This is a genomic window from Lentzea sp. NBC_00516, assembly GCF_036346835.1.
Taxonomy (GTDB): domain Bacteria; phylum Actinomycetota; class Actinomycetes; order Mycobacteriales; family Pseudonocardiaceae; genus Lentzea; species Lentzea sokolovensis.
Window position 1 is genome coordinate 4173098 of sequence record NZ_CP107840.1, and the last position, 16279, is coordinate 4189376.

The 16279-nt window shown below is 68.3% G+C and carries 20 protein-coding genes; 10 read left to right on the forward strand and 10 right to left on the reverse strand.

The window, feature by feature from the left end:
* The first annotated feature begins 85 nt into the window (after positions 1-85).
* The 3 genes from OG205_RS18510 (at position 86) to OG205_RS18520 (ending at position 2988) form a co-directional block, all read left to right on the forward strand.
* Positions 86-1567, forward strand: a complete 1482-nt coding sequence (locus OG205_RS18510; protein ID WP_330277481.1) for a glutamate--cysteine ligase — start codon at positions 86-88, stop codon at positions 1565-1567.
* Positions 1568-1663: 96 nt separating this feature from the next.
* On the forward strand, positions 1664-2131 hold the full coding sequence (locus tag OG205_RS18515; RefSeq protein WP_442916826.1) for a transposase: 468 nt from the start codon (positions 1664-1666) through the stop codon (positions 2129-2131).
* On the forward strand, positions 2128-2988 hold the full coding sequence (locus OG205_RS18520; protein ID WP_330270099.1) for an IS3 family transposase: 861 nt from the start codon (positions 2128-2130) through the stop codon (positions 2986-2988). The genes OG205_RS18515 and OG205_RS18520 overlap by 4 nt, the downstream gene beginning before the upstream one ends.
* 67 nt (positions 2989-3055) lie before the next feature.
* Here OG205_RS18520 and OG205_RS18525 read toward each other — a convergent pair whose 3' ends face one another.
* Positions 3056-4741, reverse strand: a complete 1686-nt coding sequence (locus OG205_RS18525; RefSeq protein WP_330277482.1) for a cellulase family glycosylhydrolase — start codon at positions 4739-4741, stop codon at positions 3056-3058.
* A gap of 158 nt (positions 4742-4899) precedes the next feature.
* On the opposite strand from OG205_RS18525, the gene OG205_RS18530 reads away from it, so the two are divergent.
* The 4 genes from OG205_RS18530 to OG205_RS18545 are packed head-to-tail and all read left to right on the forward strand — an operon-like array spanning position 4900 to position 8942.
* Complete coding sequence (locus OG205_RS18530) at positions 4900-5961, forward strand: MoxR family ATPase (protein ID WP_330277483.1); 1062 nt, start codon at positions 4900-4902, stop codon at positions 5959-5961.
* Complete coding sequence (locus OG205_RS18535) at positions 5958-7571, forward strand: vWA domain-containing protein (RefSeq protein WP_330277484.1); 1614 nt, start codon at positions 5958-5960, stop codon at positions 7569-7571. Before OG205_RS18530 ends, OG205_RS18535 begins: the two co-directional genes overlap by 4 nt.
* Positions 7571-8251: a DUF3800 domain-containing protein gene (locus tag OG205_RS18540; protein WP_330277485.1), complete on the forward strand. Its 681-nt coding sequence runs from the start codon at positions 7571-7573 to the stop codon at positions 8249-8251. The genes OG205_RS18535 and OG205_RS18540 overlap by 1 nt, the downstream gene beginning before the upstream one ends.
* Positions 8244-8942 carry a class I SAM-dependent methyltransferase gene (locus tag OG205_RS18545; protein WP_330277486.1) on the forward strand — a complete coding sequence of 233 codons (699 nt, stop codon included), beginning with the start codon at positions 8244-8246 and terminating at the stop codon, positions 8940-8942. Before OG205_RS18540 ends, OG205_RS18545 begins: the two co-directional genes overlap by 8 nt.
* Here the strand turns inward: OG205_RS18545 and OG205_RS18550 are convergent.
* The 5 genes from OG205_RS18550 to OG205_RS18570 all read right to left on the reverse strand — a co-directional run bounded on the left by OG205_RS18550 (position 8935) and on the right by OG205_RS18570 (position 11717).
* Positions 8935-9273 carry a hypothetical protein gene (locus OG205_RS18550; RefSeq protein WP_330277487.1) on the reverse strand — a complete coding sequence of 113 codons (339 nt, stop codon included), beginning with the start codon at positions 9271-9273 and terminating at the stop codon, positions 8935-8937. The genes OG205_RS18545 and OG205_RS18550 overlap by 8 nt on opposite strands.
* A gap of 16 nt (positions 9274-9289) precedes the next feature.
* Positions 9290-9850 carry a TIGR03086 family metal-binding protein gene (locus tag OG205_RS18555; RefSeq protein ID WP_330277488.1) on the reverse strand — a complete coding sequence of 187 codons (561 nt, stop codon included), beginning with the start codon at positions 9848-9850 and terminating at the stop codon, positions 9290-9292.
* Positions 9850-10260: a hypothetical protein gene (locus OG205_RS18560; protein ID WP_319973304.1), complete on the reverse strand. Its 411-nt coding sequence runs from the start codon at positions 10258-10260 to the stop codon at positions 9850-9852. Before OG205_RS18560 ends, OG205_RS18555 begins: the two co-directional genes overlap by 1 nt.
* Complete coding sequence (locus OG205_RS18565; RefSeq protein ID WP_330277489.1) at positions 10185-10892, reverse strand: DUF998 domain-containing protein; 708 nt, start codon at positions 10890-10892, stop codon at positions 10185-10187. The genes OG205_RS18560 and OG205_RS18565 overlap by 76 nt, the downstream gene beginning before the upstream one ends.
* 81 nt (positions 10893-10973) lie before the next feature.
* Positions 10974-11717 carry an SDR family NAD(P)-dependent oxidoreductase gene (locus tag OG205_RS18570; protein ID WP_442916792.1) on the reverse strand — a complete coding sequence of 248 codons (744 nt, stop codon included), beginning with the start codon at positions 11715-11717 and terminating at the stop codon, positions 10974-10976.
* 30 nt (positions 11718-11747) lie between these two features.
* Here OG205_RS18570 and OG205_RS18575 point away from each other — a divergent pair, with 30 nt between their 5' ends.
* Positions 11748-11885 (forward strand): hypothetical protein, encoded by a 138-nt coding sequence (locus OG205_RS18575; protein ID WP_330277490.1) that lies wholly within the window; start codon positions 11748-11750, stop codon positions 11883-11885.
* On the opposite strand, the gene OG205_RS18580 is transcribed toward OG205_RS18575, so the two are convergent.
* Complete coding sequence (locus OG205_RS18580; RefSeq protein ID WP_330278186.1) at positions 11882-12739, reverse strand: LysR family transcriptional regulator ArgP; 858 nt, start codon at positions 12737-12739, stop codon at positions 11882-11884. The two genes, OG205_RS18575 and OG205_RS18580, sit on opposite strands and share 4 nt — an antisense overlap.
* Positions 12740-12838: 99 nt before the next feature.
* On the opposite strand from OG205_RS18580, the gene OG205_RS18585 reads away from it, so the two are divergent.
* The gene (locus tag OG205_RS18585; protein WP_330278187.1) at positions 12839-13387 is read left to right on the forward strand and encodes a LysE/ArgO family amino acid transporter; all 549 of its coding nucleotides are present in this window, start codon (positions 12839-12841) and stop codon (positions 13385-13387) included.
* Here OG205_RS18585 and idi read toward each other — a convergent pair whose 3' ends face one another.
* Positions 13388-13966, reverse strand: a complete 579-nt coding sequence (gene idi, locus OG205_RS18590) for an isopentenyl-diphosphate Delta-isomerase (protein ID WP_330278188.1) — start codon at positions 13964-13966, stop codon at positions 13388-13390.
* A 111-nt stretch (positions 13967-14077) separates the two neighbouring features.
* Between idi and OG205_RS18595 the strand changes: the two genes are divergently transcribed.
* The gene (locus OG205_RS18595) at positions 14078-14266 is read left to right on the forward strand and encodes an MbtH family protein (RefSeq protein WP_330277491.1); all 189 of its coding nucleotides are present in this window, start codon (positions 14078-14080) and stop codon (positions 14264-14266) included.
* 156 nt (positions 14267-14422) lie between these two features.
* Here OG205_RS18595 and OG205_RS18600 read toward each other — a convergent pair whose 3' ends face one another.
* Together OG205_RS18600 and OG205_RS18605 are read right to left on the reverse strand one after the other, a co-directional pair.
* Positions 14423-15715, reverse strand: a complete 1293-nt coding sequence (locus OG205_RS18600) for a YVTN family beta-propeller repeat protein (RefSeq protein WP_330277492.1) — start codon at positions 15713-15715, stop codon at positions 14423-14425.
* A 35-nt stretch (positions 15716-15750) separates the two neighbouring features.
* On the reverse strand, positions 15751-16236 hold the full coding sequence (locus OG205_RS18605) for a GNAT family N-acetyltransferase (protein WP_330277493.1): 486 nt from the start codon (positions 16234-16236) through the stop codon (positions 15751-15753).
* Positions 16237-16279 lie beyond the last annotated feature (43 nt).

Consider the following 16279-nt stretch of genomic DNA (forward strand, 5'->3'; position numbering starts at 1 on the left):
GTTCCGGAACAGGACACACGAGTGTCGGATTGATCAACCATGGTGCAGAGTGGTGGGCTGAACCCTCGACCGCCGGGAGGCCACCATGGGCGAGGACGTCGCGAAGCACGAGTTCACGCGCGAGGACCGCACGCGGTACCGCACCAAGGTGCGGCGATGTCTCGACGTGTTCGCGCGGATGCTGCGTGAAGCGCGCTTCGACTTCGAAAGGCCGATGACCGGCCTGGAGATCGAGATCAACCTCATCGACGAGAACTGCGATCCGGCGATGAAGAACCACGAGGCCCTGGACGTCATCGACGACCCGGACTTCGTGACCGAGCTCGGCCAGTGGAACATCGAGATCAACGTGGCTCCGCGCCGGCTCGCGGGCGGCGGCATCACGTCGTTCGAGGAGACCGTTCGCCGCAGCCTCAACGACGCCGAGCAGAAGGCACGGGCGGTCGGCGCGCACATGGTCATCAACGGCATCCTGCCGACCCTGCGCACCCAGGACATCTCCCCCGCCCTGCTCTCCGGCAACCCGCGCTACGCGTTGCTCAACGAGCAGGTGCTGGCCGCGCGGGGCGAGGACCTGCAGATCTCCATCGACGGCGTCGAGCGGCTGCACCTCACGGCCAGCTCGATCGTCCCCGAGGCCGCCTGCACGAGCACGCAGCTGCACCTGCAGGTGTCACCGGAGCAGTTCCCCGCGTACTGGAACGCCGCCCAGGCCATCGCGGGCGTGCAGGTCGCCGTCGGCGCCAACTCGCCGTTCTTCCTCGGCAAGGAGCTCTGGCGCGAGACCCGCATCGCCCTGTTCCAGCAGGCCACCGACACCAGGGGCGACGAGCTCAAGGCCCAGGGCGTGCGGCCGCGCGTGTGGTTCGGCGAGCGGTGGATCAACTCGATCTTCGACCTGTTCGAGGAGAACGTCCGCTACTTCCCCGCGTTGCTGCCCATCACCGACGACGAGGATCCGCTGGCCGTGCTCGACAAGGGCGACACGCCCGCGCTGAGCGAGCTGAAGCTGCACAACGGCACCATCTACCGCTGGAACCGGCCCGTGTACGACGTGGTCCGCGACCGCCCGCACCTGCGCGTCGAGAACCGCGTCCTGCCTGCCGGGCCGACCATCGTGGACACCCTGGCCAACGCCGCGCTGTACTTCGGGCTGGTGCGCGCGCTGGCGGAGGACGAGCGTCCACTGTGGTCGCAGATGAGCTTCCAGGCGGCGGAGGAGAACTTCAACGCCGCCTCGCGCAACGGGATGGACGCCCAGATGTACTGGCCCGGCGTCGGCACCGTGCCGGTGGTCGAGCTGGTGCTGCGCCGGTTGCTGCCGCTGGCGCACGAGGGTCTGATCCGGTGGGGCGTCGAATCCTCGGAACGTGACCGGTTGCTCGGGGTGATCGAGCAGCGGTGCCTGAGCGGCGTGAACGGAGCTACCTGGCAGGCCCGGGAGTTCCACCGGCACTACGACCACACGCACATGGACCGGGCGGACGCGTTGCGCACGATGCTCCGGACCTATGTGGACCTGATGCACGCCAACGAACCCGTGCACACCTGGCCGTCGAGCGGCTGAAGAAGGGGGTGTGCCGCTGTGAACCGCTCCCCGGAAGTTGGACTGGGAATCCAGTTCTGACGTCCGGGGAGTGGTTCGTTGCATCCGCGAAGTTCGTTGTGTGAGTGGCAGCGGGAGTCTGCTGTCGCGTTGTTCGAGACCGGGTATGGCGAGAAGGCTGTCGCGACCCGGCTGGGTGTGTCGCGGTCGGCGGTGCGACGCTTGCGTGATCGTTGGAGGCTGCGAAGCGCGGGAGCGTTGGTGTCCATGCCGGGTAAGCGGTCGTTCACGTTCGAGTTCAAACTCGGGATAGTGCGCCGGTTCGTCGCGGGTGAGGCGACCGCGATCGAGTTAGCCCGCGAGCATGATCTGGCCTCACCCAAGCAGGTCGAGACCTGGGTCAGGTTGTATCGGCGTGACGGTGAGGACGGGTTGCGGCCCAAGTCGAAAGGCCGGCCTGCCAAGCCTGTCGACCCGTCCGGGCTCAGCGAGCTGGACCGCCTGAGGCAGGAGAATCTGGAGCTGTCCGCGAAGGTGGCGTTCCTGGAAAAACTGCGGGCCTTGAAGGAGCAGGGGCGAGAGTGAAGACCCAGGTCATCGCCACCCTCAAGGCCGACTATCCGCTGCCGGTGCTGCTGGCGGCCGCCGGGCTTGCCCGCTCGACGTTCTTCTATCACCAGGCCAGACTCACCCGACCCGACCCGCAGGCCGAGCTCAAGACCGCGATCACCGAGGCGTTCGAGTCCGCCCACGGCCGCTACGGGCATCGGCGGGTTCACATCGTGCTGGCACGGCAGGGCCGGCGGGTGACCAAGAAGACCGTGCTGAAGCTGATGAACGTCCTCGGCCTTGTCTGCAAGGTGCGGCGGCCGCGGCGGTACCGGTCCTGGCTGGGACACACCGGCACGGTCGCGGACAACGTGCTCGGCCGCGAGTTCAGCGCGTCCGCTCCGGACACGAAATGGGTCACTGACGTGACCGAGTTCCGGATCGGCGTGGACAAGCTCTATCTATCCCCGGTGATCGACCTGTTCGACCGGTCTGTGATCGCCTACACCTACGGCCCATCACCGACACTGGAACTCACGAACTCCGCGCTGCGCAAGGCGATCGCGACCCTGCCCACCGAGGCCGGCGCCCGGCCGCTGATGCACTCCGATCAGGGTTTCCAGTATCAGCACGCCTCCTGGCGCACCCTGCTGACCGACGCGGGCTTGACTCAGTCGATGTCGAGACGGGGCAACTGCCTCGACAACTCCCTAGCCGAGAACTTCTTCGGTCACCTCAAGGAAGAACTGTTCCACCACAACAAGTTCGACACCATCGCAGAGTTCACCGCGGCACTGCACGACTACATCGGCTGGTACAACACCACCCGCATCTCGACCACGCTCAAGGGCCTGAGCCCGGTCCAATACCGAGCCCAGGCCCTCGCGGCCTAACCTTCAGTTAGCCAGTCCAACTTCTGGGGACCAGTTCACTGACGGCACACCCCCTTCTTCATTCAGTTCAGCTGGTCGGGAAGTTGTCCGGCGTGCGGACGCGCTCGCGCACCCACACACCCGCTTCCTTCAGCACACCGGTACCCGAGAAGTTCGTGCCGGAGCAGGTGCCCGTCTTGAACACCGCGCCCGACAGACCGTCGTCGGAGTAGTTCCAGTTGGCCCACGAGATCTTCTTCTGGGCCATCAGGTCGATGTACTTCTGCGACGTCGTGAAGTCGTTCGAGCCGCCGCCGGACGCGGTCTGCGTGCCGAACTCGGTCACGAACACCGGAACGGCGCTGGAGACGCGGTTCAGGACGTCGATGTACGCCTGCTTGTGCGAGTTGGCGTAGAAGTGGAACGAGTACATGAAGTTGGTCGCGTTGACCTTGTTGTTCAGCACCGTCGACGGGTCCTCGCCGTCGGAGTGGCCGAACGTCGACCAGCCGTTCGTGCCCGAGACGATGAGGCTGTCCGGGTCGATGTTGCGGATGACCGGGATCATCTGCTCGGCGTAGGACTTGACCTTCGCCCACGACGTGCCGTTGGGCTCGTTGGCGATGTCGTAGATGATGTTCGTCTTGTCCTTGTGCCGGTTGGCGATCTCCGTGAAGAACGTCTTGGCGCGGGACAGGTTGTAGTTCGGGTCACCGGGCGAGAGCTGGTGCCAGTCCACGAGGACGTAGATGCCGCGACGCGTGGCTTCCTCGATGTAGCCGTGCATCATGTCGGTGAACTTGCGGGGGTCGGTCTCGTACCCGTCCTCCTGGATGTACATGGCGACGCGGATGAAGTCCGCGTTCCAGTCGTTCACCAGCGCGTCCCACCACTGGGACTTGGCGCACTGGTGGTACCACTGGATGCCGTGCGTGCTCATGCCGCGCAGCTGGATCGGGTTGCCGTACTGGTTGCACAGCTGCACACCGCACACGCGCAGCAGGCCGTTGATGTCGTGCGGCCTGGTGCCGCCGGGCGTGCCCGGCTGCGTGCGCACCGAGACGGAGTTCGAGGCGCCGGACAGGTTGCCCGCCGCGTCGCGCGCCTGCACGGTGAAGGTGTACGCGGTGTCCGGCGTCAGGCCGGTGACGGTGTGCGTGGTGCCGGCCGCGGTCTGCCCGTTGGACAGGACGTACGCGGCGACACCCACGTTGTCGGTGGACGCGTTCCACGCCAGCGAGACCGAGGACGACGTGGTGCCCGTCGAGCGCAGGTTGCCCGGCACCGAGGGGGCCACGGTGTCCGGCGTGCCCGACTGGGCGTCGACGTCGACGCGGTCCAGGTTCGGGCCACCGTTCGCCGTCGTCGCGACCGTCTTGATCGTGTTGGACCCCGCCGCGAGGGTGACCGTCGTGGACTTGGTCGTCCACGTGGTCCACGCGCCGGTGCCAGGGAACGCGAGGTTCGACGCCACCACGGTGCCGTTGACGGAGATGTCCATCGGGCGGTTCGCCGTGGTGCCGTTGGCGAACCGGAACGTGAGTGCCGCCGGACCGGCGGTGCCCGCGTTCACGGTGAACTCGACGGAGCTGCCGACCTCGTTGTCGTAGTTGACGAAGCCCGAACCGGTGAAGCCGGCGTGGTTGGACTCGACGAGGCCGTTGGCGATCGTCGCGCTCTCCGCCTGGTACTGGACCGGGGCGGCGAGGGCGACGGCCGGAACAACAGCGAGTGCGAGAGCTGCTGGTACGACCAGGAACAGGGGTCTGGCCACAGGGTGCCTCCTGTGTAAGGGGGAGAGCAGGGCGCGGCGGCGATTTAGTTAAGAAGGTTTCCTATCAGTGGTGGCTTGAATCACAGCACTAGACCACTGCTCGTGTCAACAAATTCGGGCGACCGGAACAAGTCGGATGAGGCATCCTCAACCACCTGATGCGATCCAAAGTCACCGTGACCCCAGCGCAGCTCCCGGAGGTGCTGCTGCACGTCGCCGTCGTCCGGCCGGTCTTCCTGTGGGGAGCACCGGGTATCGGCAAGTCCTCGCTCGTGCGCAAGTTCGCCGCCGAGCTGGGCCTGGAGTGCGTGACGCTGCTGGGCACGCAGCTCGCGCCGGAGGACCTCATCGGGGTTCCGGAACTGGTCGGTGGCCGTTCCCGGTTCGCCCCGCCGGAGTCCATCGCGCGGCAGGACCCGTACTGCCTGTTCCTCGACGAGCTCAACGCCAGCTCCCCCGAGGTGCAGAAGGCGTTCTACTCGCTGATCCTCGACCGGCGCATCGGCACCTACGAGCTGCCGAAGGGCTCGATCGTGATCGGCGCCGGCAACCGGGCGGTCGACAACGCCCTGGCGCGCCCGATGGCGTCCGCACTCGTGAACCGCATGATCCACGTGCACCTCACGGCGTCTTCGAAGGACTGGCTGGCATGGGCGCGTGAGAGCGACATCCACCCGTGGGTGCTGGAGTACCTGACGCAGCGCCCGGACCACCTGTGGAGCGCGGCACCGAAGGTCGAGGAGTCGTTCTCCACGCCGCGTGGCTGGCACATGCTCTCCGACGCGCTGCACTCGTTCGGCGACGACATCTCCGACGACCTGCTGGAGGTGCTGGCGTTCGGCACGGTCACCGCGAACCACGCGTCGATGTTCAAGGCGTACGTGAAGACCGTGCGGCACGCGTACGGGCTGGAGGCCGTGTTGCGCGGCGACGCCCGCTGGCCGTCCGCTCCCCAGGACCGCGACCTGCTGTACTTCCTGGCCGAGGCGTTCCGCGCGCGGCTGGTGAAGGAACTGCCGCACGACAAGGCGCATGCGCCGGCGGCGGGCAAGCAGCTGGCGCACCGGGGCAAGGCGCTGCTGCTGGACCTGGCCGAGCTGTCGCTGGAGATCGCGCAGATGGTGATCGCGGCCGACGACGACGGCAATCCCGTGCTGCCCGCGTGGTTCCTCGTCGAGGTCACCCGCGACCTGCCCCGACTGGTCGCCGCACGCGCATGAGCCGGCGCGGGAAGGCTCATGTAGACCAGGCAGCGCTGGACTTCGAGGCCGCCCGCGCGCAGATCCGGCTGCATCCGCTGTTCGCGCCGTTGAGCAGCTACGAGAGCCGGAGCTCCGACCACCCGTGGGCGGACATCTCGCTGGACGGGTCGATGCGCGCGCACCCGACGCGCAAGGCCGGTGAGGCCGAATGGGTGTGGGTGTTCGCGCATTGTCTGCTGCACCTGGGTTTCGGCACCGGCTCGTGCGACGAGGTGCTGGACTTCCAGCCCGCGATCCGGCTCGGCACCCGCCCGTTCTCCTGGGAGCCAGGTCGATGCGTGCGCGGCGGACCGGCCGAAGATCCGAAGCGCTGGGTCGATCGGTTCGCCGCCGGACTGTCCAACGCCGCCGTGGCCGCGATCGACGTGGCGGGCGGCGCGAGGTCGTCGTTGTCCGACTCACGGCCGGTGCGCAGCGAATGGGACCTCGCGCTGAGCTGGTTCGTGTCGAACTACCCGTTGCTGGGCGCGCTGGCGTCGACGATGACGGTCGTGGCGGACGCGGAACTGGCGCGGGGCTGGGACATCTCGATCGCGGCGGTGTCCGCGGCCTCGGCCGAGATCTACGTGAACCCGTTGGCGGGCTTGACGAAGCCCGAATGGCGGTTCGTGCTCGCGCACGAGATGCTGCACGCCGCGCTGCGCCACTGCGACCGGGTCGGCGGGCGGGATCCGTACCTGTGGAACATCGCCGCCGACTTCGTGGTGAACGGCTGGCTGGTCGAGATGGGCGTCGGCTCCCCGCCTTCCGGGGTCCTGCACGACCGCGAGCTGCGCGGCCTTTCGGCGGAGTCCGTCTACGACCGGATCGCGGTGGACCTGCGGCGGTACCGCAAGCTGCTCACGTTGCGGGGAAACCATCAGGGCGACCTGCTTGGCGAACCTCTTCGCGGGCCTTCGGACGTGGCCGATCTGGACGACTTCTACCGGCGTGCGTTGCTGACGGGGCTGAGCTGTCACACGTCGTCTCGCGGGCTCCTGCCCGCCGGACTGGTCGAGGAGATCCGGGCGCTGGAGCACCCGCCGCTGTCGTGGGACGCCCAGCTGGCGCGGTGGTTCGAGGAGTTCGTTCCGGCCGTGGAGAAGCGCCGCACCTACGCTCGCGCGTCACGGCGGCAAGCGTCCACTCCGGACATTCCACGGCCCGGCTGGGTGCGGCCGGAGTCGCTGGAGGCGCGGTCGACGTTCGGCGTCGTGCTCGACACGTCCGGCTCGATGGACCCCCAACTGCTGGGAAAGGCACTCGGCGCGATCGCTTCTTATGCCGCGGCACGTGACGTGCCCGCCGCACGCGTGGTTTTCTGTGACGCGATGGCATATGACGCTGGATACGTGCCCGTGGAGGACATCGCGGGCCGGGTGACGGTGCGCGGGCGCGGCGGAACGGTGCTGCAGCCCGGTGTCGACCTGCTCGAACGCGCCTCAGACTTTCCCGAGGCCGGTCCGATTCTCATCATCACCGACGCCGGGTGCGACGTGCTGAGGATCCGGCGCGAGCACGCGTTCCTGATCCCGGCGGGCGCGCATCTGCCGTTCCGCGCTCGCGGCCCCGTCTTCCGGATGTCCTGATGGAGATCGCCTGCGACGAGTCGGGGTCCGAGGGCGAGAAGCTCGTCGGCGGGGTCACCGCGGTCTTCGCCCATGCCGGGGTGCTGCTCTCGCGGGAGGAGGCCTCGGCGTGCGTCGACACGCTGCGCGAGATGATCAAGTCGCCCGCGCTGGAGTACAAGGCGAACCACCTGCTGCGGCAGAAGAACAGGTGGGTGCTGTTGTGGTTCTTGGGGCCAGACGGCCCATTGGTGGGCAAGGCGCGCGTACAACTCGTGGACAAACGGCGGTACCTCGCCTCGCGGGTACGTGCCGAGTTCGGCGGAGTGACGGGGCCGCTGGAGCTCTACAACGACCTGCTGCGGGCCCGCGGTCCGCGCGGGAATCTCGACCCACTGTTCCCCGCCATCCTGCGCGCGGTGGCGCAGTGGCAGACTTCGGGGGGCGGGCCGGTGTCGATCGTGCACGACCAGCAGTTGTCGCTCACCGATGGACGGATCCGGCAGCTCAAGAAACTCGCGCCACGGCTGCAAAGCCTGACGCTGGTCGACTCGCAGTACGACGCCCGCGTGCAGGTTGCCGACTTCCTGGCCGGAATCGCGCGACGGGTCGCCGAGGAAGAACTCAACGGACGACCTGACCGCGAGGTGATCGAGTTGCTGATGCCCTTCGTGGTCGGACCTAGGATGTGGCATGCCTGACGCGATTTTCGCCGACCCAAGACTGGCTCGGCTCTACGACGCCTTCGACGGGCCGCGCGTGGACCTGAACCTGTATCTCGGCATCGCGGCCGAACTGGAGGCGGCGAGCGTGCTCGACGTCGGCTGCGGAACAGGCAGCCTGGCGGTGATGCTGGCGTCGTCCGGCCGGACCGTCGTCGGAGTGGATCCGGCGCTGGCGTCGCTGGAGATCGCGCGCGCCAAGGAGTCCAGGGTCACCTGGATCCACGGCGACGCGACCACGCTGCCCGCGTTGTCGGTCGACCTCGCGACGATGACCGGGAACGTGGCCCAGGTCTTCCTCGGGGACGACTGGGAGGCCACGCTGCGCGGGGTGCGGCGGGCGCTCAAGCCCGGCGGGCACTTCGTGTTCGAGACGCGCCGCCCGGAGCACCGCGCCTGGGAGGACTGGTCACGCGCGAAGCCGCGGGTGCTGGTCGGGGTGCGCGAGCAACTCGAACTGCTCAACGTGAGCCTGCCGTTCGTGTCGTTCCGGCACACCTACCAGTTCCCGGACGGCTCGGTGATCTCCTCGGACTCGACGCTGCGGTTCCGGTCGCGGCCCGAGGTCGAGCAGAGCCTGACGCGCTGCGGCTTCGAGGTCGTCGACGTGCGCGACGCACCCGACCGGCCTGGCCGGGAGCACGTGTTCGTGGCGCGCAGGGTCAACTGACCAGCGCGGGCTGCTTCCAGGCCCGCACCAGCCACGGCAGGACGCGTGGCAGCCGGTCGGCCACGATGTCGTGCAGCACCAGCACCATCCGGCCGGAGTCCGCGGGGCCGGCGTCGAGCCACACCACGTGCATCAGGACGCCGGTCCGCAGGTCGAGCCCCGCCTCCGCCTCCACGAGGGCGGCGGGGGTGGCGGCGACGGGGTCCGCGACCTCGTGATGCGCGAAGCCGGAGCGACACAGCTCGGGATGCAGTTCCACCAGGGAATCCATGGCGGCGGCGAGACGTCCCACGCCCAGCCCTGCCCGAACCTGCACCGTAATGGCTCTCACGTTAGGAGAGCCTAACCTAGGCCCACTCCGGGTTTCGTCCACTGAGTCCCAGGACACGGTCGAGCAGAGGCGCGTTCGAGCCGACCTCCACCGCGGCCCCGAAGAGCGAGCCGTCGCGGCCGTCCGGTCCGATCGACGACACGAAGCCGTGCACGACCTGAAGCAGGCCTTCCTCGACCTCGAACGGCTGCCCGGTCGCCTTGGCGAGATCCCAGCCGTGCAGCACGATCTCGTCCAGCGCCACGGCACCGGCGACCTCGCCGGGCAGGTCGACGCCGCCGGCGCGGGTCATGCCCTCCCACGCCTCTGGTGAACGCCAGGCCTTCGCCAGTTCCTCGAGCCTCGCCGGCATCGACCCGCGGAAGTCGAGCGGCAGCCGGGCCGCGTCGCCGGTGCCCACGCCTTCCAGCGGGGTCTTCGTCGCCGCCATCGTGAACGCGACCGACAGGCCGTTCACGTGGTCGAGCAGGTCGCCGACCGTGTAGTCGGGACACGGGGTCGGCGCCTTCAGGTCGCCGTCCGAAACGTTGCGCACCAAGCCCGCGAGCTGATCGGCCGCGGGAGTCAGGTCGAACATCAGTAGCCGTCGCCTCCCCAGAACTGTTCCTCGAGCGTGTCAGCGGTACCGGCGAGCAACTGGAGCGGATCGGTGAACTCGTGGATGTCGAGATCCTTGAGCGGCAACGAGTGCCGGACCACGACGTGCTCCCCCATGATCGCGAGGCCGCACGCGACGGTCGAGTTGCCCACCTCCGCCAGCACCGCGCGGAGGTCCACGTCCTTGGCCAGCCCGCACGGAGACGCGATCTGCACCCACTCGTGCATCTTGTCGAGCACTTCCCTGACGATGATCACGACCTGCGTGCGTTCATCGTCGCCTTCGTCCTCGTCCCCGAAGGTGAAGAGGATCCTCAGCTCCTCGTCCTCGTCGTGGATGACGTCGTACTCGGCGCGGACGTAATCCGCGAGGTCTCCCCAACTCGCCATGGCGCAACCCTACTGGCCGCGATGGCCCACAGCCCGACGACCAGAACAGCCGCCACCTCCGCGGCGAGCAAGATCCTCTCTATGTAGCCCAACGGGAACACGCGCCACCACCGAACGTCGGAGACCATGCCCATCACAATGGCGTAGAGGAGGGGCATGAATGCGACAACGCTCAACAAACCGGACGCCATCGTCCATCTCGCATGCTTGCCCCACACGTGATCCCGCAGCCACGGCCGCGCCAGCAGGATGATGGCGATCGGCAGACTGACGAACGCGATCATGCTGCCGAACCGGTGAATGCTGCCGCTCAGCTCGTTGGTGCCCATGGCCCAGTTCGTCTTGGGGAACGCCACGACGAGGAACAGGCCGGCCGACCACAGGGTGAGCGCGATCGAGCCTCCCGACCGCCACCTGGTCAGTCCTTTGTGGACCAGCACGGCGAGGATCGCGAGCGAGCCCACGGCCAGCGACACCACCGCGATGTCGAAGACCGTGCGGTAGTCGCCCAGCGCGTACTCGCTGATCGTGCGGCGCAGCGGGCCGACGGTCAGGTCGAGCAGGCCGACCATGGCCACCGTCGCGACGACGGCGAGTGAACCGCCGGTGGCGGCTAGTCGAGGTATCAGCACATATCGGACAACGCCCGGCCTGGACCGCGGGGTTCCTGGGTTCAGGAACCCGACAGCTCGCACCCAGGGTTTCAACAGCTTTCAGCCGAAGACGCTGCCGCAGGTGATGTTGACCTGCGATCCCGTGATGGTGCGCCCCCAGTCCGAGGCCGCGAACACGGCCGCCCTGCCGACGTCTTCCAGCGTCGCGGCCCTGCCGAGCAGCGTGTCGCCGACGATGTCCTCCTCGATCGGCGCGCGATGCTCCGGCGGAACCGACTCGGGGATGCCCCCGGTCTGCAGCGTCACCACCCGGACACCGTGCGGCCCGAGCTCGGCCGCGAGCTGGCGGCGCATGGACTCCACCGCGTCGAACGCCGCGAGCAGGCCGCCGAGCTGCCACTTCCGGTGCGCCGACGGCTCACCGGTGCCGCCGAAGAACAGGATGACGCCCTCGCCCTGCCTGGTCATGTGCCGCGCCGCCGCGCGCGCCGTGAGGAACTTCGACCGGACCGCCGACACCACAGGACTGAGGTAGTCCTCGACGCTCATCTCGACCATGGGCGTGCCCTGGACGTCGTTGTCGGTGGTGACGTTGACGGAGATGTCGATCTGGTCGAACGTGGCGGCGTGCCGGTCCACCGCCTCCTCGTCCAGCGCGTCGACCACGGCGTAACGGGCGTTGAGCTCGTCGGCCTTCGCCTTGAGCGTCGCCTCGGTGCGCCCTGCCAGGTGCACGTCGGCACCGGCCCTGGTGAACGCCGCCGCGATCGCGCCGCCGACGTTGCCCGCGCCGCCGTAGATGACTGCGGTCTTCCCGTCGAGGTTCATCGGTTCGCCGGTCATGGCGTCGAGCGTAAATGCCGTCATTCGGGCGTGCCGATCGATCAGACCGCCGGACTCGCCGCCCTCACCACCGCGCTGCTGAACCGGGTCCGCGGCGGCCCGTTGTTCGACCTGAAGTGGGAGCCTGACGAGGACCCGCGCGAGGAGTCGGTCTTCCGGCAGCTCTAACGCAACGCGACCGCCGCCTCCCGCGCCACCGCGTCGGCCACGGCGTTCAGCGCCGGCGAGTCGAGCTTCCACTGCTGCCAGTACAGCGGCACGGAGATGGTGCGGCCCGGCGCGAGGTCGACCAGGCCGTCCTGGAGCTGTTGCGGCGGTACCATTCCCCAGCCAAGACCCGCGACGATCGTCCGCACGTACACCTCGGACGACGGCACGAAGTGGCGGTGCTCCGAGGCGCCGCGGCCACGGGTCAGCGTGCGCACGAACCGGTCCTGCAGGTCGTCGTTGCGGTCGAACACGACCACCGGCGCGTCCGGCAGCCACGACTTCAGCGGTCCGTCCTCGTGCCGGTCCACGTACGGCTGCGACGCCATCGCGGCGTAACGGATCTCCCCCAGTTTGGTGACCGAGCAGCCCGCGACCGGCTCGCGCGAGGACGTCACCGCCGCCATCACCACCCCTTGCCGCAGCAACGCCGTCGTGTGGTCCTGGTCCTCGCGGTGCAGGTCGAACGAGATCCGCAGCGACGGCGAGACCCGTTGCAGCGCGGGCAGGAACCAGGTGGCGAGCGAGTCGGCGTTCACCGCGATCGGCACCCGCACGACGGCGTCCTCGCCCAGTGCCGCGTCCAGGTCCTGGTCCAGCGCGAGCAGTTGCCGACCGTAGCGCACGATCACCTCACCGGACGGCGTCAGCCGCACCGGCCGGGCCCGCACCAGCAACACGCGCCCTGTCCGCTGCTCCAGCGCTTTGATGCGTTGCGAGACAGCGGAAGGCGTGACGTGCAACGCGGCGGCGGCAGCGTCGAACGTGCCCGCGTCCACCACCGCGAGCAGCGTGCGCACCAGATCCAGATCCATCACGGCTGCTAATGATACGTAAGAATCTGTAGCTGGCCTCATCAAGACGGCGTCAATAGCGTGGACCGCGTGACAGACCTGCTGCTCGGCTTCGGCACCATGATGACCCTGATCGTCGCGATCGGCGCGCAGAACGCTTTCGTGCTGCGCCAGGGACTTCGCAGGCACGCGGTCGCCAAGGTCGTCGCGGTCTGCGCCCTCTCGGACGCGATCCTGGTCGCCGCGGGCGTCGCCGGGTTCGGGGCGATCGTGAAGATGTTCCCGGCGGCGATCACCGTCGCGGCGATCGCGGGCGGTGTCTTCCTGCTGGGCTACGGCTTCCTGGCTGCGCGCCGGGCCTTCCGCCCGTCAGCGCTTCGGGCGGGCGACGACGTGAACACCCGTCCCGTCCTGACCGCGCTGGCACTGACGTGGCTCAACCCGCACGTCTACCTGGACACGTTGCTGCTGCTCGGCTCGATCGCGGCCGGCCGCTGGCTGTTCGGCGTCGGCGCGGTGACCGCGAGCATCACGTGGTTCGTCGCACTCGGGTACGGCGCACGGCTGCTGGGCCCGCTGTTCGCGAAGCCCCGCGCGTGGCGGGTGCTGGACGGCCTGATCGCCGCCGTGATGGTCACTCTCGGGGTGACCCTGATCGCCGGGTGGTGATCAGGACCCGAGCTTCACGGCCTTCGGGAGCCCGGCCGGGTCCGCCACCGGCCACGCCAGCGGATCCGGCCCCAGCTTCACCATTTCCGCGACCTGCAGCCGGGACCACGGCGAGACCGCGCGCGTCCCGTCCAGCACGCCGGACGCGTACTCGCTCCACGCCACCCGTTCGGTCGAGTCGACCTCGTCCGGGTTCGGCACGGGCTCGTCGTCGGAGAGCACGCGGAACACCGGGCACATCTCGTTCTCGACGACGCCGTCCATCTCCGCGCGGTAGCGGAAGGCTGGCAGCAGCAGCTCGGGGCCAGGGGTCTTCATGCCGAGTTCGTCCCGCAGACGGCGGAGAACGGCCTGGGCCATGTCCTCTTCCGGCAGGGGGTGGCCGCAGCAGGTGTTGGTCCACAGGCCGGGGAAGGTCTTCTTGTGCAGCGCGCGGCGGGTGAGGATCGTGTTGCCAGCCGAGTCGAAGACGTAGCTGGAGAACGCCAGGTGCAGCGGGGTATCCGCGTGGTGCACCGCTGCCTTGTCCTCGACGCCGATGGCCGAACCGTCCTCGGCCAGGAGGACCACCTGTTCCACAGTCACGGGCACCACGTAATCACACGCGGGCCAAGATCGGGAACCACGCGGACGAGTGAGCTTGAGCGTAGAGATAGCCGGACCATAGGTGTCGCACGTCACCCTGGGGGCATGACTTCCCCGTTCGCTCAGGCTCACACCATGTTCCTGGTGCTGGTCAGCCCGGCGGGCCAGTACTCGATCTGGCCCGCGGTGCTGCAGGTGCCCGCAGGGTGGCAGGTCGTCCACGGAGTCGCCTGCCGCCAGTCCTGCGAGGACTACGTCCAGGCTCTCCGCAACGACCTTCCCCTGGCTGCCTAGCAGGTCAGCCGCGCGTCCCCACGCTCTCACCCGACGACCTCCACCCCGAACGTCCGTCCACATCGGACTCGGTGCTCACCGGAAAAGAACATCCCTCGACCCGGGCGTTTCGCCCGAGCCGAGGGATGCGACAAGCCATGACTACTTCTGCCGGGCCTAGAGCAGGGTGATGTACCCGTGCGAAGAGGCCCCGCCGTGCTCGTTGTTGCCCGCGTACGAGGCCGTGAAGCCCTGCAGCAGGGTGGACAGGCCGACCAGCAACGCCACCTGGGCGTCGCACGTGGCCTTGCCGGACGAGTTGGTCGTCGCGGTGCAGAGCGGGTTGCCCTTCACCGTGCGGAAGACGACCGGCTGGCCGGCGATCGGCGCCCCGGTGTGCTTGTCGGTCAGCGTCGCGTCGAGCGAGCGGACCGTGAACCCGAGGAGCCGCAGTTGCAACTGCGCGGAACCGGACACGAGCTTCGACGCGGCGGGCGGCACGAAGTTGATCGCGATGCCCACCGGGCGCTGGCCCACGGCGATGGTGCCGGTGACCGTGTTGGACGCCGTGTCGATGACCGACACCGTGTTGCTGTTGAAGTTCGTCACGTAGGCGGAAGCGCCGTCCGGCGTGAGGGCCACGCTGATCGGGCGGTCGCCGACGAAGATCTTCTGCAGTTCGGTCATCGTCGTGAGGTCCACGACGGACACCGAGTCGAACTCGCTGTTCGTCACGTACGCGCGGGTTCCGTTGGGCGTCAACGCGATGCCGTGCGGCGTGAAGCCGACGGACGCGGTGCCGACGACGGTGCGCGAGGCCACGTCGATGGCGGAGACGCTGTCCGAACCCTTGTTGACCACGTACATCCGCGTGCCGTCCGCCGACGCCGCGATGGCGGTCGCCGCGTTGCCGACGCCGATCGTGGTGACGACGGTGTTGGACGTCGTGTCGATGACCGAGACCTTGCCCGGTCCGGGCAGGTCGTGCGTGACGTAGACGGACTTGCCGTCCTTCGTGACGACGACACCGTCGGCGTTCGAGCCGACCGTGACGGTCGCGGTGACCGTCAGCGTGGCCGTGTCGACCACGGACACCGTGCCGTCCAGATAGTTGGTGACGTAGACGAAGCCGCCACCGGGGGCGACCGCGACGCCCGCCGGGTGGGACCCGACGGGAACGGACTTGTCGACCGTGTTGGTCGGCGTGTCGATGACCGTGAGCGTGTTCTGCACGGAGTTCGTGACGTAGCCACGGGTTCCGTCGAACGCGACCGCTGCCATGTAGGGCGAGTTTCCGCCGTTGTCGGCGATCGTCGTGGACACCGCGTTCGTGGCCGTGTCGATCACCGACACCCCGCCGCCGTTGTTGGCGACGTATCCGAGCACCCGGCCGGCGGGAGCCGCCGAGGCCGGGGTCACCACCAGTGCCGTGGTGACGGCAGCCGCCATCACCAGTGGACGCAACCGCATGTTCAATGCCTCCTGGCGCGAGTCATCCCGACCCTTCAGGACATCGCGACCGGATGAGCGGACGTTAGCCGTTTCTCGAACCAGTGATCGGAGTATTCGGCTGCGTTGTACGGAGCAATCTCCACGTACCCGTGCTTGGCGTACAAACTCCTCGCCTCCACGAGATCATCGCGCGTGTCCAGCCGCAGCACGGTGACGCCGCGCTTCAGCGCCTCGGCCTCCATCGCGACGAGCAACGCCGACGCGGCGCCCTGGCCGCGGAACGGCGTCCGCACGAACATCCGCGTCAGCTCGCCGACACCGTTGTCGAGGAAGCGCATCCCCAGACAGCCGACATCGTTGCCATCGCACGACACCACGAGGAACACGGGCACGTCGTGGTCCTGCTCGTCGCGTTCGTAGGCGTCGATCTCGGCGTCGTTCGTCGGACGCCCCCAGTAGCGGCTGATCATCTCCGCGTTGTACTCGCGGTTGAGCGGCGAACGCGCGGCGTCTGCGGCCGTCACGGTCCAGTTGGTCATGCCACCATCATCGAAAGCCCGTCCACTGTGATTCAGGTCACTG

Coding starts and splice junctions, on each gene's coding strand:
- OG205_RS18595 (WP_330277491.1), top strand. CDS start 14,078: ATGACTTCCCCGTTCGCTCAGGCTCACACCATGTTCCTGGTGCTGGTC.
- OG205_RS18540 (WP_330277485.1), top strand. CDS start 7,571: ATGGAGATCGCCTGCGACGAGTCGGGGTCCGAGGGCGAGAAGCTCGTC.
- OG205_RS18555 (WP_330277488.1), bottom strand. CDS start 9,850: ATGTTCGACCTGACTCCCGCGGCCGATCAGCTCGCGGGCTTGGTGCGC.
- OG205_RS18535 (WP_330277484.1), top strand. CDS start 5,958: ATGAGCCGGCGCGGGAAGGCTCATGTAGACCAGGCAGCGCTGGACTTC.
- OG205_RS18600 (WP_330277492.1), bottom strand. CDS start 15,715: ATGCGGTTGCGTCCACTGGTGATGGCGGCTGCCGTCACCACGGCACTG.
- OG205_RS18585 (WP_330278187.1), top strand. CDS start 12,839: ATGATGACCCTGATCGTCGCGATCGGCGCGCAGAACGCTTTCGTGCTG.
- OG205_RS18560 (WP_319973304.1), bottom strand. CDS start 10,260: ATGGCGAGTTGGGGAGACCTCGCGGATTACGTCCGCGCCGAGTACGAC.
- OG205_RS18510 (WP_330277481.1), top strand. CDS start 86: ATGGGCGAGGACGTCGCGAAGCACGAGTTCACGCGCGAGGACCGCACG.
- OG205_RS18580 (WP_330278186.1), bottom strand. CDS start 12,739: ATGGATCTGGATCTGGTGCGCACGCTGCTCGCGGTGGTGGACGCGGGC.
- OG205_RS18530 (WP_330277483.1), top strand. CDS start 4,900: ATGCGATCCAAAGTCACCGTGACCCCAGCGCAGCTCCCGGAGGTGCTG.
- OG205_RS18545 (WP_330277486.1), top strand. CDS start 8,244: ATGCCTGACGCGATTTTCGCCGACCCAAGACTGGCTCGGCTCTACGAC.
- OG205_RS18605 (WP_330277493.1), bottom strand. CDS start 16,236: ATGACCAACTGGACCGTGACGGCCGCAGACGCCGCGCGTTCGCCGCTC.
- OG205_RS18570 (WP_442916792.1), bottom strand. CDS start 11,717: ATGACCGGCGAACCGATGAACCTCGACGGGAAGACCGCAGTCATCTAC.